At 59.8% G+C, this 20708-nt stretch carries 20 protein-coding genes and 1 pseudogene; 6 read left to right on the top strand and 15 right to left on the bottom strand.

Features of this window, described 5'->3' with window-relative positions; all coding sequences use genetic code 11:
- The 13 genes and pseudogenes from Q7J58_RS19260 to radA form a co-directional block, all read right to left on the bottom strand.
- Positions 1 to 99, bottom strand: a pseudogene (locus Q7J58_RS19260) (IS5/IS1182 family transposase); the annotation flags it as partial.
- 74 nt (positions 100 to 173) lie between these two features.
- Positions 174 to 1271, bottom strand: a complete 1098-nt coding sequence (locus Q7J58_RS19255) for a glycosyltransferase (RefSeq protein WP_304831257.1) — start codon at positions 1269 to 1271, stop codon at positions 174 to 176.
- A gap of 10 nt (positions 1272 to 1281) precedes the next feature.
- Positions 1282 to 4497, bottom strand: a complete 3216-nt coding sequence (locus Q7J58_RS19250; protein ID WP_304831255.1) for a glycosyltransferase — start codon at positions 4495 to 4497, stop codon at positions 1282 to 1284.
- Positions 4494 to 5867: an ABC transporter ATP-binding protein gene (locus Q7J58_RS19245; RefSeq protein ID WP_304831253.1), complete on the bottom strand. Its 1374-nt coding sequence runs from the start codon at positions 5865 to 5867 to the stop codon at positions 4494 to 4496. The genes Q7J58_RS19250 and Q7J58_RS19245 overlap by 4 nt, the downstream gene beginning before the upstream one ends.
- Positions 5857 to 6678, bottom strand: coding sequence for an ABC transporter permease (locus Q7J58_RS19240; RefSeq protein ID WP_304831251.1), 822 nt, complete (start codon positions 6676 to 6678; stop codon positions 5857 to 5859). The genes Q7J58_RS19245 and Q7J58_RS19240 overlap by 11 nt, the downstream gene beginning before the upstream one ends.
- Positions 6678 to 7223 carry a dTDP-4-dehydrorhamnose 3,5-epimerase gene (gene rfbC / locus Q7J58_RS19235; protein ID WP_304831249.1) on the bottom strand — a complete coding sequence of 182 codons (546 nt, stop codon included), beginning with the start codon at positions 7221 to 7223 and terminating at the stop codon, positions 6678 to 6680. Before rfbC ends, Q7J58_RS19240 begins: the two co-directional genes overlap by 1 nt.
- Complete coding sequence (rfbA, locus tag Q7J58_RS19230) at positions 7220 to 8107, bottom strand: glucose-1-phosphate thymidylyltransferase RfbA (RefSeq protein WP_304831247.1); 888 nt, start codon at positions 8105 to 8107, stop codon at positions 7220 to 7222. The genes rfbC and rfbA overlap by 4 nt, the downstream gene beginning before the upstream one ends.
- 17 nt (positions 8108 to 8124) lie before the next feature.
- Positions 8125 to 9024, bottom strand: coding sequence for a dTDP-4-dehydrorhamnose reductase (gene rfbD / locus Q7J58_RS19225; RefSeq protein ID WP_304831245.1), 900 nt, complete (start codon positions 9022 to 9024; stop codon positions 8125 to 8127).
- A complete protein-coding gene (gene rfbB, locus Q7J58_RS19220; RefSeq protein WP_304831243.1) occupies positions 9021 to 10088 on the bottom strand; it encodes a dTDP-glucose 4,6-dehydratase in 1068 nt (355 codons plus the stop codon). The genes rfbD and rfbB overlap by 4 nt, the downstream gene beginning before the upstream one ends.
- 253 nt (positions 10089 to 10341) lie before the next feature.
- A complete protein-coding gene (locus tag Q7J58_RS19215; protein WP_304831242.1) occupies positions 10342 to 10548 on the bottom strand; it encodes a zinc-finger domain-containing protein in 207 nt (68 codons plus the stop codon).
- Positions 10549 to 10560: 12 nt separating this feature from the next.
- Complete coding sequence (locus tag Q7J58_RS19210) at positions 10561 to 11502, bottom strand: branched-chain amino acid transaminase (RefSeq protein ID WP_304831241.1); 942 nt, start codon at positions 11500 to 11502, stop codon at positions 10561 to 10563.
- Positions 11503 to 11564: 62 nt separating this feature from the next.
- Positions 11565 to 12011, bottom strand: a complete 447-nt coding sequence (locus tag Q7J58_RS19205; protein ID WP_304831239.1) for a glycerate kinase — start codon at positions 12009 to 12011, stop codon at positions 11565 to 11567.
- A 70-nt stretch (positions 12012 to 12081) separates the two neighbouring features.
- Positions 12082 to 13575 (bottom strand): DNA repair protein RadA, encoded by a 1494-nt coding sequence (gene radA, locus Q7J58_RS19200; protein ID WP_304831262.1) that lies wholly within the window; start codon positions 13573 to 13575, stop codon positions 12082 to 12084.
- Between the two features lie 63 nt (positions 13576 to 13638).
- Here radA and Q7J58_RS19195 point away from each other — a divergent pair, with 63 nt between their 5' ends.
- On the top strand, positions 13639 to 14781 hold the full coding sequence (locus Q7J58_RS19195) for a hypothetical protein (protein WP_304831237.1): 1143 nt from the start codon (positions 13639 to 13641) through the stop codon (positions 14779 to 14781).
- A 19-nt stretch (positions 14782 to 14800) separates the two neighbouring features.
- On the opposite strand, the gene Q7J58_RS19190 is transcribed toward Q7J58_RS19195, so the two are convergent.
- Both Q7J58_RS19190 and Q7J58_RS19185 read right to left on the bottom strand, forming a co-directional pair.
- On the bottom strand, positions 14801 to 15097 hold the full coding sequence (locus Q7J58_RS19190; protein WP_304831235.1) for an antibiotic biosynthesis monooxygenase: 297 nt from the start codon (positions 15095 to 15097) through the stop codon (positions 14801 to 14803).
- Positions 15085 to 16140: a nitronate monooxygenase gene (locus Q7J58_RS19185; RefSeq protein WP_304831233.1), complete on the bottom strand. Its 1056-nt coding sequence runs from the start codon at positions 16138 to 16140 to the stop codon at positions 15085 to 15087. The genes Q7J58_RS19190 and Q7J58_RS19185 overlap by 13 nt, the downstream gene beginning before the upstream one ends.
- Positions 16141 to 16245: 105 nt before the next feature.
- Here Q7J58_RS19185 and hpaR point away from each other — a divergent pair, with 105 nt between their 5' ends.
- The 5 genes from hpaR to Q7J58_RS19160 are packed head-to-tail and all read left to right on the top strand — an operon-like array spanning position 16246 to position 20708.
- Positions 16246 to 16728, top strand: coding sequence for a homoprotocatechuate degradation operon regulator HpaR (gene hpaR, locus Q7J58_RS19180; protein ID WP_304831232.1), 483 nt, complete (start codon positions 16246 to 16248; stop codon positions 16726 to 16728).
- Complete coding sequence (locus Q7J58_RS19175) at positions 16725 to 17378, top strand: fumarylacetoacetate hydrolase family protein (RefSeq protein WP_304831231.1); 654 nt, start codon at positions 16725 to 16727, stop codon at positions 17376 to 17378. Before hpaR ends, Q7J58_RS19175 begins: the two co-directional genes overlap by 4 nt.
- Complete coding sequence (locus Q7J58_RS19170) at positions 17375 to 18139, top strand: fumarylacetoacetate hydrolase family protein (protein ID WP_304831230.1); 765 nt, start codon at positions 17375 to 17377, stop codon at positions 18137 to 18139. Before Q7J58_RS19175 ends, Q7J58_RS19170 begins: the two co-directional genes overlap by 4 nt.
- 56 nt (positions 18140 to 18195) lie before the next feature.
- Positions 18196 to 19395, top strand: coding sequence for an AAA family ATPase (locus Q7J58_RS19165; RefSeq protein WP_304831229.1), 1200 nt, complete (start codon positions 18196 to 18198; stop codon positions 19393 to 19395).
- On the top strand, positions 19392 to 20708 hold the full coding sequence (locus Q7J58_RS19160) for a hypothetical protein (protein WP_304831227.1): 1317 nt from the start codon (positions 19392 to 19394) through the stop codon (positions 20706 to 20708). The genes Q7J58_RS19165 and Q7J58_RS19160 overlap by 4 nt, the downstream gene beginning before the upstream one ends.

Here is a 20708-nt window from a genome sequence, read left to right as displayed (position 1 = left end):
CAAAGCAGCCCAGGGAACCACGGTGTCCATCTGCTGCAAAAACGCCTGTTTGCGGGTGCGCCGCGTGCTCAGGTTCAGGTCAAAGCTGCTTTGTTTCATGGTCACTGAGTGTGCTGCACTGGGCTTACGTCTGCCATACCTCGGGGGTGGTTTTGCAGCGTTTCCCTAAATGGTCAGTGCACGTTTCGCGCTAGCAATCGAATTTCACTAATGGCGCGAATCCAATCACCAGCCCGTGCCTCAAGCGTCCGCTCTGTATGCACGTGCTTAAATGCGCGCTCTCCTAGCTGCTTGCGCATGTCTTCATCCTGAACCAGTGCTTCCATGGCGCGATACCACGCTTCGACGTTATTGTCAACTAGTATGCCAGTGACGCCGTTAAGGACTGAGGCGGGATATGGGCCGATCTTCGAAAAGATACCCGGAATACCCAAGATGCCATAGTCTAAGTATTTGATATCGGATTTGTATTGGTTGAATTGCCTGGATGATAGCGGTGCCAGTCCAATATCCCAATGTACATTGGATCGGAACCAGTTGGCAAAACATTCATAGTGGGCACCGTCAGTGGGTTCCAAGAATTTCACTGCGGTACCAAATAGTCTTTTTATTCGTTCTTGTTCAGCACTCACACCCACAATCTCTAAACGCACACTATCTGCATAATGGTAAAGTAACTTGCGCAACGGCTCTACGATGATTTTCAGATCATAGGCATGGGTAAGTGTTCCCATGTAACCAATTCGTATGAAGTCATCACTCTCTGCGCGACTAAACGGGCGTGAACCTGGGCGCACGACATCTCGTTCTTTAGGTTTGAACAGACGTTCATCAAGAGCATTGGGTAAGACGATCACTCTTGAATTGAGTGCAGAAAGCCGTTGAGCAAGCGCTGGTGTGGAAACGATTAGACCGTGTGCAGTACGGATGAAGTATCGGGTTGCTCTTAGCGTCTCTTCGGCGATGGAATTGCCCTCCTCATCCAATCCGAGATCAAGCAGATTGTCATCCAGAGTGTAAATCAATGTGGCACCACGCTGCCTGACCTCGGCGACGAGTTCAATCGCATCTTGCTCGCACAGGTCCGGCTTCCACCACCGCTCAACGATCACAACGTCCGCTGGTTCCCGAGCAAGTTGATGGGATGTTATCAATCGCACCGACGCAGCCAGGGATGGATGGCCCAACGGCCGCAATAGACGAATATGGGAACAGCCGTGGGCTTCACCCGTACGATCGTGTTCGAAAAGCACATTTATAGTTAGGCTCATGTGGTCTCCTTTATTGAAACAGCGTCTCAAGAATTACACTCGCAGGTTTCTCTGGAAAGAATAGCGCCGCTGAAGCAAGAGCCACACTCTGCATTCTGCGGCGCTGATCGTCAGAATTGATCAAGGTTGAAGCAGCCGCAACTACGGCGTCGATATCTGACGTATCAACAATAAGCGCATTTACACTATGCTGTGCAAAACTCGTTGCCCCACCGGCCTGCGGTAATATAGGAATAGCGCCGCATGCCATAGCCTCCATTGCAGTCAGGCCCATTGCCTGGAAATGTGACATGTCGATAAACAGGTCAGCAGAACTGAGTAGCTGCGCGGTTTTCTGCGGTGTCAATTGTCCGTAGTTTGCGAACTTGGTATCTGCATTGCCCCAGGGGATCGGGGGGCCATCCTTCTCGGTGCCGAAGATTGATACCGCAACCCTGTCGCCGAACGCTGCCTTGATCTTGGCCAGTGCCGTAATCGTTCCCTCCGCATTTCGACGTGGAGAACTTGGACGCACCATTGCCACTATATGTACAGCACCGTTCTGGAATCCCTGTTCTCGCCGCCTCGGAAAGAATAAATCAGCATCAAAGCTAACCCCCACAACGACAGGGCTGCGACCTGTCTTGGCTAAGACCTCGTTCCGATTCCACTCAGTTTTGGTGAACAAACGCATCTTGGGAACAAGACTATATGATGCCAAGGCTGTCTTGTAGGCATCGGTCCCCACGTTAAAGAAATAAGGCTCGAAATCTTGAATGTAGTAACCTAGAACGGGACCATTGGGAACAGTTTGCAGAGGCGCAATCCATTGAACAGAATGATTGGCTGTTGCTATCACAGCGTCGAATCCCACCGCGTGGCGAGGAATGTCTGCACCGGAGTCAACATAGATTAGAGGTATATCCAAGTTAGGATAACTTTTCTCGAATGCCCGCTTGTGGGTGGCGAGATTCAAGAGAGTGACACCAACGCCCATGCGCATCATGGTCAAAGCCTCTGTGATCACAACATTGCCACCACCACCGGCATGCATGATGGGTAATACAAACAGTATCCGTTTTCCTTCCCATGCAGCGCGTGCGCGCGAGGTGACCATCTCGCGTATGAAGTTGGCAGCTGTTCTAGCACGAATCGAAATCAGAGATCGATCCCAACGGCATTGGTCTACTCCTTGCGCAATGATTTCGCTGCCATGTTTGGCTGTGAGTTGCATTCCTGCGTGATCAGCAAGTAATTTTCGCTTCTCATGGCTGTAACTTTTAGATTGTTCGTGGTATACATAGGCATCGTCGGCTAACGCCAAAGACCAGCCTGCTTTTCGCGCACGGAGGCAATAGTCGTTCTCCTCGCCATATCCTCGGCCAAATGTCTCCTCATCAAATTGTCCGATTTTATCGATGACGTCTCGGCGTATCAAAAGGCAAAATCCGTTCAGGAAGCTCATGCGAGGATAGGTTTGTCCCGAGTATTTTGCAACAAGCCCCCCCATTTCTTCAATAGAAACTGCTTCAGGTAACGGATTTGTTGCCCAATCGCCATCTTTTTCAATTTCTGGAATTGATTGCCAAGAGGCAGTATTGCTCAATGGACCTACCAAACCAATTTTAGAATCGGATTCCGCGCATGCCACCATCTTCTCAATCCATCCAGGCGTCACGATGGTATCAGAGTTTAGCAGGATCAGGTATCCGGCCGTTGATGTCCGCATCCCCTGATTCGCCGCAAATGTATATCCCTTGGCTTCTTCGTTGCGCAATAAGATTGCACCTTGCTCTTTGCAAAAATTCAGGAGATAGTCTCGGGTATCATCTCGACTACCATCGTCCACAATTACAATCCCGCATTGCGAGGGTGAATGTCGCACGATGGAGCTCAGACAATTTCTTACGTCATCCAGTGCGTTATGCACACAAACGATAACGTCTACGCTAGTTGGCAAATTGTAAGTTTTCCAAAATCGATAACCTTGGCCAAGCGTCTGAGGATGCAGAAGATCTTGATCATTTGGGTATGGATACCTTAAATTTTCTATCTCCTGATCTGATAACGATAGTGGTGAAACAGTAGCAGGGACTGGTAAAACATACGATCGCGAGCTGGATGAGTTAGAGTAGTCACGCAGACGCTGCATGAATCCCTTGAAGCCTGACGCACTAATGATGTCAAGACTACGCCTAAGCATCATCAAACCGCCCGAGACAAGACCCCCATGATTGCCAATATATTGCCTAGCAAGTCTGATTGCATGTGCGGAGAGGTGAATTTTTCTGCGCAACCACCGAAAAGGCTTAGTTATTTTTAAAGAATTGCTAAGATAAAGTCTATTTAACTCTTCCTGTTGTTCATATTTTTGATGGTTTAAACAGCGAATGAGTCCATCACGCTCTGCTATGGCTGCAGTGAGGACCTGAAAACTTTCGGCTGGCGATGTGGATAAATTGGCCCAATAGTTATTGGACTGCGGCTGTACGTTTATTTCAGAGTCTATAAAGTATAAGTGTCCTGAAGCAACCGATTCATCAGTCCCTGCGATGATTCTACTTCCTAACTGGTTTATTTTTGGGTTATTTTTTTTAATTACGCACATTGAGTTCAGGAATTCCACGGAGTGAATTTGTGCAAGCGTGCGCTCGGAAATTTCAACTTGAAATTTTTCTTTGAATCCGGAAATTAACGCGGTGCGCGTTTTTTCTACTCCCCAATGCTCGTGATTAATGACATCGGCAAGTAACTTGAAGAAGTTAACGGAGGAAAATGGATAATAAATTGCACCATCAAATTCTTGCCAATAGCTACAGTGCAGGTCTTCGGCGACAAATAGACCGCCATCCCTAAGTGCCGGAAAATATTGGGCAAACGCTTTGACGATGTCACCCGATGTGTGCGATCCGTCTTCGATGATCAAGTCAAAAGTAGCTGATTGTTGGTGTATTTTGTGCTGGGTGTCGTTAGTGGTGGCGTCGCCCACGATGACGGTAATGCGTGGGTCTTCATAAGTCAGCTTTGCACAGTCAGGGTTGATATCGCAGCCTACAAATTTTGTTCCATTGATCAAAAACTGACTCCAAATTTCCAGCGACCCACCATTCTGAACACCAATTTCCAACAAAGATATAGGCTGCTCACGGTAGGGGGTAAAAAGCCTGTCGTATTCACTCAAATAGAGTGACCATTTGTCAGAAACTTTGCCAGTGTGGTTTTGATATAGATCGGCCAGTGTTTTCATATTTTGGATATACATACATTTTTGAACTCAACCCCTACCAATCCATAACGGACTTTGCTGGATACCACATGCATGATGAGTGCGTTGTGCAGCCAATGGTGTTGAACGTGATTATATAGGTCGCCATCGGCCAATGAAGTCATGACTGTGTAATCGCCATTGGGCAACATGGGCAATCTGAAGTTGAACTCAGCCTGAAATCGATGTCCTGCCAGTACGGGGTGTGGCTGCAGGTTAGTGAATGGCAATGTGTTTTCGCCAAACAGATCTTGGCCCAATTTATCGCGCACCAAAAAACCAAGGATGGGTCTGTCCATGTCTTCGTGAGCGACGGCTGTGATGCACATCTTGACCATCTCCCCGCCTTGCAGGACGCCATTGCTATTTTTGGGATGGCTGGCCACCGTCAAGTTGACTGCTACTATTTCGCCAGCGCCGCTTTTCCAGCCGTTGGCCTCATTCAGGTTGCTCAGCACCTGGGCTTGAGCGTGGTAGTCCAAAAGGGGCGGTGCACCTGTGGTGTGGCTTCTTTCCGGTTCTATTGCGCGCGCTTCTTCAGGTTGACCTTTGTGGTTTATCCCCAGCTTTTCAATGGCTTGCAGTTGTGCTTCGCCCCCATAGACTTCTTGAAGTGTGTACTGCAAATAATTTTCTGAGATGTCCTTGGCGGCGCCTATCTCGCGCACCTGGCTGCTGTGCAGCCACACTGCGTTCTCACACAAGTTGAGTACAGAGCCCATGTCGTGGCTGACAAAGAGCAAGGTGCCGTTTTCTTTGAATTTGCGGATGAAGCGCATGCACTTCTGTGTAAACACCGCATCACCCACCGCAAGGGCCTCGTCGACCACCAAAATGTCAGCATCCACGTGCGCAATCACGGCGAAAGCCAATCGAACGTACATGCCGCTGGAGTAAGTTTTGACGGGTTGGTAGATGTGATCGCCTATTTCGGCAAACGCAGCAATCGCATCAAAGCGTTGATCGATTTCGGCTTTGTTCAGCCCATAGAGGGATGCGGCCATGTAGACATTTTCAACCCCGCTGAACTCAGGGTTGAAGCCCGCTCCCAACTCCAGCAGCGCGGCTATACGGCCTTTTATCGTGATTTCGCCCGCTGTGGGATTGAGTGTGCCGCAGATCATTTGCAGTAGGGTGGATTTGCCCGAGCCGTTGCGGCCGATGATGCCGACGGTCTCGCCTTTTTTGATCTTGAAACTGACATCTCTGAGAGCCCAAAATTCTTTGTAGTACTGCTTGCGCCCACGCACCAGCATTTGCTTGAGACGGTCGCTGGGCTTGTCGTAGATCTGATAACACTTACTTAGGCTATTCACCTCAATGGCGTATTCGGTGGTGTATTCAGATGACATCGGCAAACCCTTTGCGTGTCTTCTGGAACCAGGCAAAGCCCAGCATGGAAAAGCCCAGGGCTCCGCAAGCGGACATGGTCAGAAGGCGGATGCTAGGGAACTTGCCCCAGTACATCAAGTCTCGAACCATTTCTATAGGCGCGGTGAGTGGGTTCAGGAAAATAACGCTTTGGTACGCAGGCGGCAAAGACGAGGCAGGGTAAAAAATAGGGGTCAAAAACATCAGCATGGTGATGAGCACGCCAATGATCTGCCCTACGTCGCGCAGGTATACGCCCAACGAGGCTAGCGCCCAGCTAAGACCCATCACAAACAGCACAAGCGGCATCAGCACCAAGGGCAGCAGCAGCACATGCCAATGTGGCAAACCAAACAAGATTGCATACGCCACCAGCCAAACACCCAGGCTGACGACAAACTGAAACAAAGAGCTGCCCATGTTGACCCAAGGCAGCACTTCCAGCGGAAAAATGACCTTTTTAACGTAGTTGGCATTGGCTAAAATCAGACCGGGTGCTTTGCTGATGCATTCAGCAAAGAGGTTGAACACCATCAGACCGGCAAACAGAACCAGTGCAAATTCGGTTTTGGAGTCACTGCCACCCGAGCCCCAGCGCGCCTTAAAAACGACACTGAAGACAAACGTGTAGACCATCAACATAAAGATGGGATTGGCCAGCGACCAAAAAATGCCCAACATGGAACCTTTGTAGCGGCCAACCACTTCGCGCTTTACGAGGCTACGGATTAGCGCTTTGTTGCGCCAAAGGCTGACCACTAGCTCCCGAGGAGATGCAGAAAAATTTTGCATCAGGCAAATACCTCAGCTCGTGCAAGGATAAGACCAGCTTGGTCTTTGGCAGATAGTTTTGGTGCAATGTCCGCAGGCCATTCAATGCCAATAGTCGGATCGTTCCACGCAATACACCGCTCGTGCGCAGGCGCGTAGTAATCGGTGGTCTTGTACAGAAAGTCGGCCGTCTCACTCAATACCAAAAACCCATGCGCAAAACCCGCCGGCACCCACAGTTGCTTGTGGTTTTCTTCAGTTAATTCCACGCCAACCCACTGGCCAAAGGTGGGTGAGCTTTTGCGGATGTCCACCGCCACATCAAACACCGCGCCGCGCACCACTCGCACCAGCTTGCCCTGGGGTTGCTGCAGTTGGTAATGCAAGCCGCGCAGCACACCCTTGGCGCTGCGGCTGTGGTTGTCCTGCACAAAGTTCACATTCAGTCCGGTGGCTTCGTTGAAGGCTTTTTGGTTGAAGCTTTCGAAGAAAAAGCCGCGTGCATCACCAAATACCTTGGGTTCAATCACCATCACGTCGGGGATGGCGGTGGGTGTGGCCTTCATACAAAAACCTTTTCGTTCAAGATGCGTTTGAGGTACTGGCCGTAGCCGTTCTTCAGCAGCGGCTGGGCCAGAGCTTCCAGCGCGGCGCTGTTTATCCAGCCATGGCGCCAGGCAATTTCTTCCGGGCAGGCAATCTTCAGGCCCTGGCGGTGTTCCAGCGTGGCAATGAACTGACCGGCTTCGAGCAGGCTCTCGTGGGTGCCGGTGTCCAGCCAGGCGTAGCCGCGCTTCATGATCTGCACGTTGAGCTGGTCCATGTCCAGATACACTTGGTTCACGGCGGTGATTTCCAGCTCTCCCCGAGCGCTGGGCTTGACGGCTTTGGCAATGTCCATCACCTGGTTGTCGTAGAAGTACAGCCCGGTGACGGCGTAGTTGCTCTTGGGCTTGAGGGGCTTTTCTTCGATGCTGCTGGCTTTGCCGGCGGCGTCAAACGCCACCACGCCGTAGCGCTCGGGGTCTTGCACGTGGTAGGCGAACACGGCCGCGCCGCTGGTTTGTGCATCGGCATCGCCCAGCAGGTGGGTGAAGTCGTGACCGTAGTAAATGTTGTCGCCCAGCACCAGCGCGCTGGGCGCGTTGCCCACAAACTGCTCGCCGATGATGAAGGCCTGCGCCAAGCCGTCCGGGCTGGGTTGCACCGCGTATTGCAGGTTCATGCCCCAGGCGCTGCCGTCGCCCAGCAATTGGGCAAAGCGCGGCGTGTCTTGCGGCGTGCTGATGATGAGCACATCGCGAATGCCCGCGAGCATGAGCGTGCTCAGCGGGTAATAAATCATGGGCTTGTCGTACACCGGCAGCAGTTGTTTGCTGATGGCGAGGGTGGCCGGGTGCAGCCGCGTGCCGGAGCCGCCTGCGAGGATGATGCCTTTGCGTTGGGTCATGGGTGTTCCTGTTGCGGTCAGAGAATTTCGCTCAGCATGCGCCGCACGCCGTGTTGCCAGTCGGGCAGCACCAGGCCAAAGGTCTGGCGCAGGTGGGTGGTGTTCAGGCGCGAATTCAGCGGGCGCGTGGCGGGCGTGGGGAAGGCGCTGGTGGGCACCGGGGCCACGTCTTGCACCGCCAGAGCCAGGCTGGGCTTGAGGGCGCGCGCAGTGTCGATGACGAAGCGGGCGTAGCCGTTCCAGCTGGTTTCGCCAGCAGCAGCCAGGTGGTACACGCCGTTGCAGCCGGGGTCTTGCTGCGCTTGCCTTATGGCGTGGGCCGTCACGTCGGCAATCAGCTCGGCACCGGTGGGGGCACCCCACTGGTCGTCGATCACGGTCAGGCGTTCGCGCTCGGCGGCCAGGCGCAGCATGGTTTTGGCAAAGTTGCCGCCGCGTGCCGCGTACACCCAACTGGTGCGAAAAATCAGGTGGCGGCAGCCGCTGGCTTGTATGGCGCGTTCGCCGTCGAGCTTGGTGCTGCCGTACACGCTCAGCGGGCCGGTGGGCGCGTCTTCGCTCCAGGGTGTGGTGCCGCTGCCGTTGAACACGTAGTCGGTGGAGTAGTGAACCAGCAGCGCGCCCACGCGGTGCGCGGCCTCGGCCAGCACACCGGGGGCCAGCGCGTTGAGGGTGCGGGCCAGTTCGGGCTCGCTTTCGGCCTTGTCCACAGCAGTGTGTGCGGCGGCGTTGACGATCACATCCGGGCGCAGCGCCAGCACGGTCTGGCGCAGGGCGTCCAGCTGGCTCAGGTCGCCGCAGCCGCCGTCGGCCTCGGTGCTGTGGCGGTCCAGCGCCACCAGTTCGCCCAAGGGGGCCAGGCTGCGTTGCAGTTCCCAGCCCACCTGGCCGTTTTTGCCCAGCAGCAACATCTTCATGCTGCGCTGCCACTGTATTGTTTGCCCACCCATTCCCGGTAAGCGCCGCTTTGCACATGGGCCACCCAGTCGGGGTTGTCCAGGTACCACTGCACGGTTTTGCGGATGCCGGACTCGAAGGTTTCGGCCGGCTTCCAGCCCAGTTCGGCTTCGAGCTTGCGTGCGTCGATGGCGTAGCGCCGGTCGTGGCCGGGGCGGTCGGTCACGTAGCTGATCTGGGCTGCATAGGGCTGGCCGCCGGCGCGCGGGCGCAGCTCGTCGAGCAGGGCGCACACGGTGTGGACGATCTCGATGTTGGGCTTTTCGTTCCAGCCGCCCACGTTGTAGACCTCGCCCAGGCGACCCGCTTCGAGCACGCGGCGGATGGCGCTGCAATGGTCTTTCACATACAGCCAGTCGCGGATTTGCATGCCGTCGCCGTACACCGGCAGGGCTTTGCCCGCGAGGGCGTTGACGATCATCAGCGGGATGAGTTTTTCTGGGAAATGGTACGGGCCGTAGTTGTTGCTGCAGTTGGTGGTGAGCACCGGCAGGCCGTAGGTGTGGTGGTAGGCGCGCACCAGGTGGTCGCTGGCGGCTTTGCTGGCGCTGTACGGGCTGTTGGGCTCGTAGCGGTGGTTCTCGGTGAAGGCGGGGTCGTCTTTGCCCAGGCTGCCATACACCTCGTCGGTGGACACATGCAGAAAGCGGAACGCTTCGCGCTCGGCGCCTGGCAAGCTGCCCCAATAAGCCCGCACCGATTCCAGCAGATGGAAGGTGCCAACGATGTTGGTCTGGATGAAGTCTTCAGGCCCGTGGATGGAGCGGTCCACATGGCTTTCGGCCGCAAAGTTGACCACGGCGCGCGGGCGGTGCTCGGCCAGCAGGCGCGAGACCAAAGCGGCGTCGCCAATGTCGCCTTGAACGAACACATGGCGGGCATCGCCTTGCAGTCTGGCCAGGGTTTCCAGGTTGCCTGCGTAGGTGAGTTTGTCGAGGTTGATGACGGGCTCGTCGTGCTGGGCGAGCCAGTCGAGCACAAAATTGGCGCCAATGAAGCCAGCGCCGCCGGTGACGAGAATCATGTGGTTTCCCCTTGTTGGTGTCTGTTGAGTAGGTTTTTCTAGACTACTTCGCACCAATTATTTAACCTACTTGGGGCTCTTAAAGGCCCCATTTTTATTTCGTTGAATAGATCGTATGCAGTGTCTGCAGATCGATGAATCGTGATTGGCCTTGTTGCGTTGTCTTAACAAGGAACAAGGCCAATTGGGTGGTATTGCGCTGAATCAGCGCAATCGGTTGGCTTGAACGGGCCTCTTTGGCGCCACGCCTTTTTTAATGGCCGTGGCCCACCGTTTCGCCCGCCTTGAGCCGGTACACCGTGCCGCAATACGGGCAGCGGGCTTCGCCGGTTTTGGCCACATCCAGGTACACCTTGGGGTGGGTGTTCCACAGTTTCATGTCGGCCAGCGGGCTGGGGCAGAACACCCCGCCGTGGGCGTTGAGGTCTTTGGCGGCCAGTTCAATCGCAGCGTTGCTCATGGTGTGTGGACCTCAGACTTGGGTGAGCCAGTGGGCGTAATGGGGGTTGCGGCCACCGACGATGTCGAAGAACGCGCTCTGGATTTTTTCGGTGATCGGGCCACGGCTGCCTGCGCCGAGTTCAATGCGGTCGAGTTCGCGGATGGGCGTCACTTCGGCGGCGGTGCCGGTGAAGAAGGCTTCGTCGGCAATATAGACCTCGTCGCGCGTGATGCGCTTTTGCACGATCTCCAGGCCCAGGTCTTTGGCGATGTGGAACACCGTGTTGCGGGTGATGCCGTTGAGCGCGCCGGCCGACAGGTCGGGCGTGTAGATCACACCGTTTTTGACGATGAAGATGTTTTCACCGGCACCTTCGCTCACGAAGCCCGAGCTGTCCAGCAGCAGGGCCTCGTCGTAACCCTCGTCGGTCACTTCCATGTTGGCCAGGATGCTGTTGGTGTAGTTGCTCACCGCCTTGGCCTGCGTCATGGTGATGTTGACGTGGTGGCGGGTGTAGCTGCTGGTTTTGACGCGAATGCCGCGTTTCAAACCCTCTTCACCCAGGTAAGCGCCCCAGGACCAGGCGGCCACCATCAGATGGATGGTGTTGCCTTTGGGGGATACGCCGAGCTTTTTGTCGCCGATCCAGGTCAGGGGCCGAATGTAGGCGCTTTCCAGCCGGTTCTCGCGCACCACGGCTTTTTGCGCTTCGTTCACTTCCTCTTTGGTGAACGGCAGCTTCATGCGCAGAATTTTGGCGCTGTTGAACAGGCGTTCGGTGTGCTCTTCCAGCCGGAAGATGGCGGTGCCGCCGTCGGCCGTTTGGTAGGCCCTCACACCCTCAAAGGCGCCGCAACCGTAGTGCAGGGTGTGGGTCAGCACGTGGATTTTGGCGTCGCGCCAATCGACCATCTGGCCGTCCATCCAGATCTTGCCGTCGCGGTCTGACATCGAGGGAACTACGGGGCTCATGTGCGGTGTCCTTTGAGGAGGTGGTGGGGTGGTGGCAGTGTGCCCTGCCAAACCTGCTGATTTTACGGCGCTGGGTGGAGGGGCCGCGTGGCGGTGTCCGGCGCGGGCGTCTCACCGTCGGGCGGGGGGCGCTGCAGGGTCCACTGCACCAGCTTGCCGCCCTGAAAGTCGGCGCTCACGGCCGATCCGCCGCTGTCGGTCCAGCGAAAACGCTCGGGTTCTTCGCCCTCGGGCGAGAGGCGTTCACCCAGCGAGCGCGTCATGGCGATCACGTGCATGAGCGTGACGCCGCGTTTGAGCTTGGCGTTGAACATGACGGCGCTGCCGACGTGGCCTATCGGGCGGTTGGCGGCGCGTTTGAGCACGGTCATGAGGCGTGTGAAATGCAGCATCACCCACATCATCACGGCGCCCAGCGCTGCGGCCACGCCGGGCCAGCCGTAGGTTTGGTGCGCCATGGCCACCAGCGCGATGCCCGCCAGGGCCACCAGGATTTTCTGAAATGTCATGCGCCGATTGTCCAACGCCGCGCGGGGCCGGGCATTGCGGTTTGTACGCAGGGCGTGGCGCAGGCCAGGTTCAGGTCAGTGAGCGGGCCAGCTCCATGGCCTCTTCGATGCGCTCCACGCCGTGCACCGTCAGGCCTTCAAAGGCTTTGTCGTTCTTTTTGGGCAGGTTGGCCTTGGGCACCACGGCCACGCTGAAACCGAGTTTGGCGGCTTCTTTCAGCCGCTCCTGGCCGCGCGGAGCCGGGCGCACCTCGCCGGCCAGCCCCACCTCGCCGAAGGCCAGAAAGCCTTTGGGCAGCGGTTTGCCGCGCAGGCTGGAGGTGATGGCCAGCATCACCGCCAAATCCGCCGCCGGCTCGCTGATGCGCACGCCGCCCACCGCGTTCACAAACACGTCCTGGTCCATGCAGGCCACGCCCGCATGGCGGTGCAGCACCGCCAGCAGCATGGCCAGGCGGTCGCGGTCCAGGCCCACGCTCAGACGCCGGGGGCTGGGGCCGCCGGTGTCCACCAGCGCCTGAATTTCCACCAGCATCGGCCGCGTGCCCTCCAGCGTCACCATCACGCAACTGCCCGGCACGGGCTCCGAATGTTGCGAGAGAAAGATGGCGCTCGGGTTGCTCACGCCTTTCAGGCCTTTTTCGGTCATGGCAAACACGCCGATTTCGTTCACCGCGCCAAAGCGGTTTTTGATGGCGCGGATCAGGCGAAAGCTGCTGTGCGTGTCGCCCTCGAAATACAGCACCGTGTCCACCATGTGCTCCAGCACGCGCGGGCCGGCCAGTGCGCCTTCCTTGGTCACATGGCCCACCAGCACAATGGCCGTGCCGCTGGCCTTGGCCGCGCGCGTCAGGTGCGCTGCGCATTCGCGCACCTGCGCCACCGAGCCGGGCGCGCTGGTGAGTTGTTCGGAATACACGGTATGGATCGAGTCGATCACGGCCACGGAAGGGCGGTGCGCGTCCAGCGTGGCGAGTATTTTTTCGAGCTGAATTTCGGCCAACACGTTGACCCGCGAACCCTCCAGCCCCAGCCGGCGCGCGCGCAGCGCCACCTGGGCGCCGCTTTCTTCGCCGGTGACGTACAGCGTGCCCCCACGCTCCCCCGCTGCGCGAGGTCCGCTGCCCCCCAAGGGGGCTTTCGCGCCTTGGGACGGCCCGGCGTCGCTCAGGAACGTGCCCCCGCGCTGCCCCGCACGGCCCGGCGCAGCTTCCCAGGCGCGCTGCAAAGAATCCAGCGCTTGCAGCAGCAGGGTGGACTTGCCAATGCCCGGGTCGCCGCCGATCAGCACCACGCCGCCTTCCACGATGCCGCCGCCGAGCACGCGGTCCAGCTCGTCGTGGCCGGTGGGCGTGCGCTCCACGTCGCTGGCTTCAATGTCGGCCAGCGCGGTCACCGCAGCGGTTTTGGCCAGCGAGGCAAAGCGGTTTTTGGTGGGCGCGGCGGACTCGGCCACCGATTCAATCAAGGTGTTCCAGGCGTTGCAGTGCGGGCACTTGCCCAGCCACTTGGGGCTGGTGCCACCGCATTCGTTGCAGGTGTAGAGGGTTTTTTCTTTGGCCATGTGGCTGGCAATATAGTCGAGTCCCGCCGCGCCTTGGCGCAGCCCGAACCCTTGGGACACACCTTGTCAGCCAGCCCCGATTCTTTTCCGCCTGCGGTGGCGCAGGCCTTGCGCGTGCAGCCGCCGGGCGACGTGCCCGCGTCCGCCGCTGCGCGGGCCTTCAACCTGCAACTCACCCGCATCGACAAGCTCAAGGCCCAGCTGGACGCGCTGGACGCCCTGGGCCAGTCGCACCGGGTGGAACTGCACCAGTGGGTGGCACCCTTGCAGCAGCGCCAGCGTCAGCGCACGCGCGACATGGCCTTGTGGCTGGCCGAATGCCTGCAGGGCAAAGCGCTGAGCCGGCTGCAACAAGACACCGCCACCGAAGCGCTGTGCCGCCTGGCACAAACGCTGGCCGACGACGGCGATGCAAGCATGGCGGTGCTGCACGACCGGCACAGCCGCCTCACGCTGGCGCAAAAAAAGCAGGCCGCAGCCGAGGCCATGCGCGCCAGGCTGGAAGCGGTGCTGGGCGAGCCCCTGGCCAACACCGACCCGGACGCCCCGATGGAAGAGCTGCTGCGGGTCGGCATGGCGCGCTGGCGCGAGGCGCAAGACGCCGCGCAGGCGCGCCGCCGCGACAAGAAAAATGCGCGCAAGGCCCGCCAGAAACCGGGCGCCGAGCAGACACAAGCGCAGGCGCAACAGGCCGACGCCGACACGCAGCTGCGCACGCTGTTTCGCCAGCTGGCCAGCGCCTTGCACCCCGACCGCGAACCCGATGCGCAAGAGCGCCTGCGCAAAACCACCCTGATGAGCGAGGCCAACGCCGCTTACGGCCGCAAAGACCTGGTGACGCTGATGCAGATTCAGCTGCGCGCTGAACTGGCCGACCCGGCGGCGGTGTCGCGCCTGGCCGACGACAAGCTGGCCGCGCTCACCCTGCTGCTCAAGCAGCAGGTGGCCGAGCTGGAGCGCGAGCGCGCGGCCCGCCAGGAGCGCCTGGCCGCCGAGTTTGACCTGCCGCCCGGCGCCGTGACCAACCCAAACACCCTCAAACAAAGCCTGCTGGCGCAGGTGGAGGCGCTGGAGCGGGATGTGGCGCAGCTGGAGCGCGACCTGGACCAGATGCAGGAGCCGGCCGGGCTCAAGCGCTGGTTGAATGCGCAGCACAACCAGCCGAAGCACGACCGCAGCGACCGCGATCCCGACGACTATTGCTGATCGTGCAGCCTGTCCAGGTTCACGGCGCCGGGTGGCGGTAGTGCCGCTTCACCTCGGCAATCTCCACCGAATACGCGGCGTACCAGCGCTCGCGGCCCAGTTTTTGTGCCGCCAGGTGGTCGGTGTGCTGTTTCCAGGCGCGGATGCTGGCTTCGTCGGGCCAGTACGACACGGCAATCTCCTGTTCGCCTTCGGTGGCGGCGGTGAAGTCGAGGCAACCGAACTGCGTCAGCGCCAGCTCGCGCATCTGCGCGGCCATGGCGCTGTATTCGGCGTCGAGCGCGCGGGCTTGGGCGCGGAAGATCACAACGTACATACGAATCCTTGCGTGAGTTGGCGGGTGATGTCGGCGGCCGGCAGGCTGTGGCAGCCGTTCGTGTTCTGCCCCGCCCACAGCGGTGAAAAGTCGCTACAGCCCTGCGCTTCAAAGTGCGCGCGCAGCGGCGCCATGGTGGCGGTGGCCAGCGGAAAGGCGGGCGCGGCCAGGCTCATGGGGCCCAGCTCGCGCATCGCGCGGTTGACGATGCCGCGCGCCGGTCGGCCGGTGAACACGTTGGTGAGCGCCGTGTGGCGCGCCGCCTCGCTGTGCAGGGCGGCGCGGTGCAGGGCGCTGGTGGTGGCTTCCACGCTGCACAGGTAGGCCGTGCCCACCTGCACGCCCGCAGCACCCAGCGCCATGGCCGCGGCCACGCCCGCCGCGTTGGCGATGCCGCCAGCGGCGATCACCGGCACGTCCACCGCCGCCACGATTTGCGGCAGCAGCGCCCAGGTGCCCATCTGCGCGCTGAGGTCGTGCGACAAAAAGTGCCCCCGGTGGCCACCCGCTTCCAGGCCTTGCGCAATCACGGCATCGGCGCCGTGCGCCACCAGCCAGCGCGCCTCGTCCACCGTGGTGGCGCTGGACAGCACCACGCTGCCCCAGCCCTTCACGCGGGCCAGCAGGTCGGGCGCGGGCAGGCCAAAGTGGAAGCTCACCACCGGCGGGCGAAAGGGCTCGATGACATCGGCCACCGCGTGGCTGAACGGCACGCGTCCGGCGCCGGCGGGCACCGCCGCCATGTCCTCCAGCCCGGCTTCGGCATAGAAAGGCGCCAGCGCCTCGCGCCAGCGCGCTTCGTGGGCGGCGTCGGGCACCGGGGGCGTGTGGCAGAAAAAGTTGACGTTCCAGGGGCGTTGTGTGCCCCCGCTCAGGGTGGCCAATTCGGTTCGCAGCGCCTCGGGCGTGAGCATGGCGCCGGGCAGCGAGCCCAGCCCGCCGGCGTTGCTCACGGCGATGGTCAGCGCCGCGCCCTGCGCGCCGGCCATGGGCGCCTGGATCAAGGGATGTGTGGTGCCCAGCAGGGCGGTCAAGGTTTTCATGGCGGGCATTGTCTCCCGTTGGGTCCCGCCCGCGTGGCCCGGACCGCGATGGCAGGGAAAACCCTGGCTTTTGGATTTTTAAAAATCATTTAACATATTAAATAAATGAACGAGCAAACTCCCTTTGTCCACCGCAACCTGCCGCGCCTGCTGCTCGAAGCGCGCGAGGCCGTGATGCAGCACACCCGGCCCAGCCTGCGCGAGCACGGCCTGTCGGACCAGCAGTGGCGCGTGTTGCGCGTGCTGGGCGAACACGCCGCCGAGCCCGGTGGCGTGGAAACGGGCCGTGTGGCGCGCGAGGCGCTGCTGCTGGGCCCCAGCCTCACCGGAGTGCTCACGCGCATGGAGCGCGATGGGCTCATCACCCGCGCGCGGTGTCCGCAGGACGCACGCCGCACCGTGGTGCGCGCCACGTCCGCGGGCCTGGAGCTGGTGCACACCTTGTCGCAGACCATTGAGGCGCACTACGCCTGGATGGAGGAACAACTGGGCAAGGCGCAGCTGGCCGCGCTCTATGGCTTGCTGGATGCGGTGATTGCGCTGGAAGCGCCCGAGGGCGATGGTTTGTCTGAGGAGCAATGCGAATGAACACAACCCCCTACCTTCCCAGCGGCACGGTTTACGGCACCCTGCTGAACTTTCAGCGCGAGCACGCGCTGTGGGTGCCGCGCATGGGCGAGCCGCCGTACAAGGCGCCGCCCCAGGCGCCGGTGCTCTATATCAAAACCGCCAACACCTTCACGCCGGCGGGCCAGGCCATTGCCTTGCCACGCGGTGTGGCCGAGGTGGACGTGAGCGCATCGCTGGGTCTGGTGGCGGGTGAGGGCGGTGCGGTGGCGGGCTGTGTGCTGTTCAACGACGTGGCGGTGCCGCACGCGAGCTATTACCGCCCACCGGTGAAGTTCCGCTGTGTCGATGGCTTTCTGGGCGTGGGCCGTGCGCTTCGGCCTTGGGATGCTGTGGGCGGTTTTGAGGGCTTGGCGGGCTTGCAGCTGGAGCTGCGGTTACACGGCGTGCTGAAACAAACCGTGGCGCTGGCCGATCTGGTGCGCGATGCCGCCACGCTCTGGGCTGATGTGAACGCCTTTCAAACCCTGCGCCCGGGCGACGTGCTGATGTTGGGCACCGACTGCCTGAGCGACGGCAGCCGACCGCGTGCCCGGGTGGGCGATGCGGTGGAGATCACGGCCACCGGATTTCAGCCGTTGGTCAACCATTTCACCGGGGAGCAGACATGAAAAGAGCCCGCATCGCCTGGGCCGGCGCGGTCCACGACGCCATCGAAGCCGATGGCCAACTGCAACTGCTCACCCCCGCTTTTTTGGGCCACCGCGTCGGCTTTGACGAGGTGGTCTGGCTGCCGCCGCTGGCGCCCGTGCCGCGCCCGCGCACCGTGCTGGCGCTGGGCCTGAACTACGCCGACCACGCCAAGGAACTCGCCTTCAAAGCACCCGACGAGCCGCTGGCGTTTGTGAAAGGCGAGGCCTCGCTGATCGGCCACCGCGCCTTCACCGTGCGGCCCGACGGCGTGCAGTTCATGCACTACGAATGCGAGCTGGCGGTGGTGATCGGCCGCGTGGCCAAACGTGTGAAACAAGCCGACGCGCTGCAGTACGTGGCGGGCTACACCGTGGCCAACGACTACGCCATCCGCGACTACCTGGAGAACTGGTACCGCCCCAATCTGAAGGTGAAAAACCGCGACACCTGCACCCCCATCGGCCCCTGGCTGGTGGACGCGGCGGACGTGCCCGACCCGCAAGCCCTGGCGCTGCGCACCACGGTCAACGGACACGTCACGCAGCAGGGGAACACGCGCGACATGATTTTTGACGTGCCCACGCTCATCGAATATTTCAGCGCCTTCATGACGCTGATGCCCGGTGACCTGATCCTGACCGGCACGCCCGACGGCGTGGTGGACTGCCAGCCGGGCGACGTGATCGTCACCGAGATCGACGGTATTGGTGCGCTCGTGAACACGATCACAAGGGTTTGATGTGCGACGACTTCATCGTATGATGTTTTCATCGTAAATCAAATTCATCGTACATCATGAAGATCAATCCCGGTGGAACCCTGGCGCTGGAAGACATCGTGGGTCGTGACGCGCTCGTCAAAGACATCTGCGCGCGCCTGGACCTGCAAAGCGTGATCCTGGTGGCGGAGCGCCGCATGGGCAAAACCCATGTGCTCGCCAAGCTCAGCGCTGAGGCGCCGAACGGCTGGGTCGTGTTCCGTCGCGACGTGGAAGGGGTGCGCAGCGCCGCAGAATTCGTGCAGAAGATCGTCGCCGACCTGCACCCTCACCTGGACAAAACCACCCAGTTCCGCGACTGGGTTCACACCATGGTCACAGAACTCAGCGGCACCAAGGTAGGCCCGCTGACCTTGCCCAATTTCCAGAGCAAACACTGGAAGCAGGCCCTGTGCGACACCTTCGATCACGTCCAGGACGCCAAAGACCTGGATCGGGTGGTTTTCCTGTGGGATGAGATCCCCTGGATGATCCAGAACATCGCACGCGCCGACGCGCAGGAAGCCATGGAATTGCTGGACGTGTTGCGTGCCCTGCGCCAGCAGCACGCCAAGCTGTGCATGGTCTTCACCGGCTCCATCGGCCTGCACCACATCGTGCGCCAGCTCAAGGCGCAGGGCTACACCAACGCGCCCACCAACGACATGGCGGCCATCGAGGTCGCGCCGTTGGAGGCGCCCGATGCCACAGGGCTGGCCAACAAGTTGCTCAAAGAAATCGGCCTTGGCGCCGAAGGCAGCACGACAGCCGCCGACATTGCGCATGAGGTGGACGGCGTGCCGTATTACATCCACCACGTGCTGTCTGACATCGCCAAGCGGCCCGACCCCAAAGCGCCGTTGACCCGCAGCGACCTGCATCGCATCGTTCGCACTGCGATCCAGTCGGCCCACGACACCTGGAACCTCAAGCACTTCGAGGAGCGCACCCAAGACTATTACGGGGTGCAGCGAGACGCCTGCCTGGCCATGCTCGACGGCATTGCCGCAGCACCAACCAGCCTGGAAGTGCAAACCGCCATCAATGGCGCCAAAGCCAGCTTTCCCGACATCAAGCAAAACGACTGGATTGAACTGGTGCGCTTGCTGGAGCGCGACCACTACCTGCTGCGCGACCCGGACACGGGCCAACTGGGCTTCAAGTTCAGCGTACTCAAACGCTGGTGGCAATGGCACCGGTTGAACCAGCCCATCATGGTGGAAGAGGCAGCATCATGAGCACGATCCAGACCCAGGCGGTTTCCCCTGTGGCAAAAAAGGCCCTGTACCTGTCGCATTTCACGCCGAGCATGATGCCGCCCGAAACGCTGCAAGCCATGCTGGTGCAACGCGGCCCCCTGCTCCAGCGGACGGTGGACAGCGTGGTGCACAGCGTAGAGACCGCCGCCAAACACCACCACCTGTTTGTCGGCCCGCGCGGCATTGGCAAAACGCACCTGATCTCGCTGATACACCACCAGATCAGCCAACACTCCGCCGTGCAAACCCAAGCGCTGATTGCCTGGATGCGCGAAGAGGAGTGGGGCGTCACCAGCTTCATGGAGTTGGTCCTGCGCATTCTGCGCACGCTTGATCAGACCTACCCCGAGCTGGGCATCGACACCCAAACGCAGGCGCTCTATGAGCTGAGCATGGCGCAGGCCGAAGAACAGGCGACGCAGATCCTGCTGCAAACCCTGGGCGACAAAACCCTGGTGATCCTGCTGGAAAACCTGGACGACCTGTTCGACCAACTCAAGTCCACCAGCCAGAAGCAACTGCGCGCCCTGATCCAGAACCACCCGCAGTTCGTGTTGGTCGCCACCACGCCCTCGCTGTTCACCGCCGTCACCTCGCAAAACTCGCCGTTTTATGGGTTCTTTGACATCGACCCGCTGGAGGAGCTGAGCTTTGAAGAAGTGGTGGAGCTGCTGGAAAAAATCGCGCTCGAACGCGGCGACACCGGTTTGGCAACCTTCATTCAAAGCACCGAAGGCCGAGCCCGCATTCGTGCGGTTCACCATTTGGCCGAAGGCAACCCGCGCATCTACATCATCTTTGCGCAGTTCATCACGCAAGAAGCATTGGACGAACTGGTGCAAGCCTTCATGCACACGCTGGACGCCTTGACGCCGCATTACCAGGGGCGCATGAAAGCCCTGTCGGGGCAGCAACGCAAGATCGTTGAATACCTGGTGCATTACCGGGGCGCGGCCACGGTGAAGCAAATTGCCCAGTCCTGCTTCATTACGCAGCAGGTGTGCTCAGGGCAACTCAAGCAACTGCGCGACAAGCGCGTGGTGCGCGCTTTTGCGCGAGGCCGGGAGAGCTATTACGAGTTGGCAGAACCCCTGATGCGCTTGTGCATGGAAGTCAAGCAGCAGCGCGGTGAAGCCCTCGCCAAGTTCGTCGTGTTGTTGCGTGAAAGGTGCGCACAAACCGACGCCGCACCATGGCCGAGGCCACAGAACCACACGTCTGTACTGGCCATGGCGTGCGAAGAAAGAAAGCTGCTGGAGCCGATGGCCAGCGTGTCACACCCCATGAAATGA

Source organism: Hydrogenophaga sp. (genome assembly GCF_030656115.1).
In the GTDB taxonomy this organism is placed as follows: domain Bacteria; phylum Pseudomonadota; class Gammaproteobacteria; order Burkholderiales; family Burkholderiaceae_C; genus Hydrogenophaga.
Note: the sequence above shows the minus strand (reverse complement) of the source record. Positions and strands in the feature narration are given on the sequence as shown.

Excerpts from the sequence above, each read along its gene's own strand:
- Q7J58_RS19255 (WP_304831257.1), bottom strand. The coding sequence starts at position 1,271 with ATGAGCCTAACTATAAATGTGCTTTTCGAACACGATCGTACGGGTGAA.
- Q7J58_RS19250 (WP_304831255.1), bottom strand. The coding sequence starts at position 4,497 with ATGAAAACACTGGCCGATCTATATCAAAACCACACTGGCAAAGTTTCT.
- Q7J58_RS19245 (WP_304831253.1), bottom strand. The coding sequence starts at position 5,867 with ATGTCATCTGAATACACCACCGAATACGCCATTGAGGTGAATAGCCTA.
- Q7J58_RS19240 (WP_304831251.1), bottom strand. The coding sequence starts at position 6,678 with ATGCAAAATTTTTCTGCATCTCCTCGGGAGCTAGTGGTCAGCCTTTGG.
- rfbC (WP_304831249.1), bottom strand. The coding sequence starts at position 7,223 with ATGAAGGCCACACCCACCGCCATCCCCGACGTGATGGTGATTGAACCC.
- rfbA (WP_304831247.1), bottom strand. The coding sequence starts at position 8,107 with ATGACCCAACGCAAAGGCATCATCCTCGCAGGCGGCTCCGGCACGCGG.
- rfbD (WP_304831245.1), bottom strand. The coding sequence starts at position 9,024 with ATGAAGATGTTGCTGCTGGGCAAAAACGGCCAGGTGGGCTGGGAACTG.
- rfbB (WP_304831243.1), bottom strand. The coding sequence starts at position 10,088 with ATGATTCTCGTCACCGGCGGCGCTGGCTTCATTGGCGCCAATTTTGTG.
- Q7J58_RS19215 (WP_304831242.1), bottom strand. The coding sequence starts at position 10,548 with ATGAGCAACGCTGCGATTGAACTGGCCGCCAAAGACCTCAACGCCCAC.
- Q7J58_RS19210 (WP_304831241.1), bottom strand. The coding sequence starts at position 11,502 with ATGAGCCCCGTAGTTCCCTCGATGTCAGACCGCGACGGCAAGATCTGG.
- Q7J58_RS19205 (WP_304831239.1), bottom strand. The coding sequence starts at position 12,011 with ATGACATTTCAGAAAATCCTGGTGGCCCTGGCGGGCATCGCGCTGGTG.
- radA (WP_304831262.1), bottom strand. The coding sequence starts at position 13,575 with ATGGCCAAAGAAAAAACCCTCTACACCTGCAACGAATGCGGTGGCACC.
- Q7J58_RS19190 (WP_304831235.1), bottom strand. The coding sequence starts at position 15,097 with ATGTACGTTGTGATCTTCCGCGCCCAAGCCCGCGCGCTCGACGCCGAA.
- Q7J58_RS19185 (WP_304831233.1), bottom strand. The coding sequence starts at position 16,140 with ATGAAAACCTTGACCGCCCTGCTGGGCACCACACATCCCTTGATCCAG.
- hpaR (WP_304831232.1), top strand. The coding sequence starts at position 16,246 with ATGAACGAGCAAACTCCCTTTGTCCACCGCAACCTGCCGCGCCTGCTG.
- Q7J58_RS19175 (WP_304831231.1), top strand. The coding sequence starts at position 16,725 with ATGAACACAACCCCCTACCTTCCCAGCGGCACGGTTTACGGCACCCTG.
- Q7J58_RS19170 (WP_304831230.1), top strand. The coding sequence starts at position 17,375 with ATGAAAAGAGCCCGCATCGCCTGGGCCGGCGCGGTCCACGACGCCATC.
- Q7J58_RS19165 (WP_304831229.1), top strand. The coding sequence starts at position 18,196 with ATGAAGATCAATCCCGGTGGAACCCTGGCGCTGGAAGACATCGTGGGT.
- Q7J58_RS19160 (WP_304831227.1), top strand. The coding sequence starts at position 19,392 with ATGAGCACGATCCAGACCCAGGCGGTTTCCCCTGTGGCAAAAAAGGCC.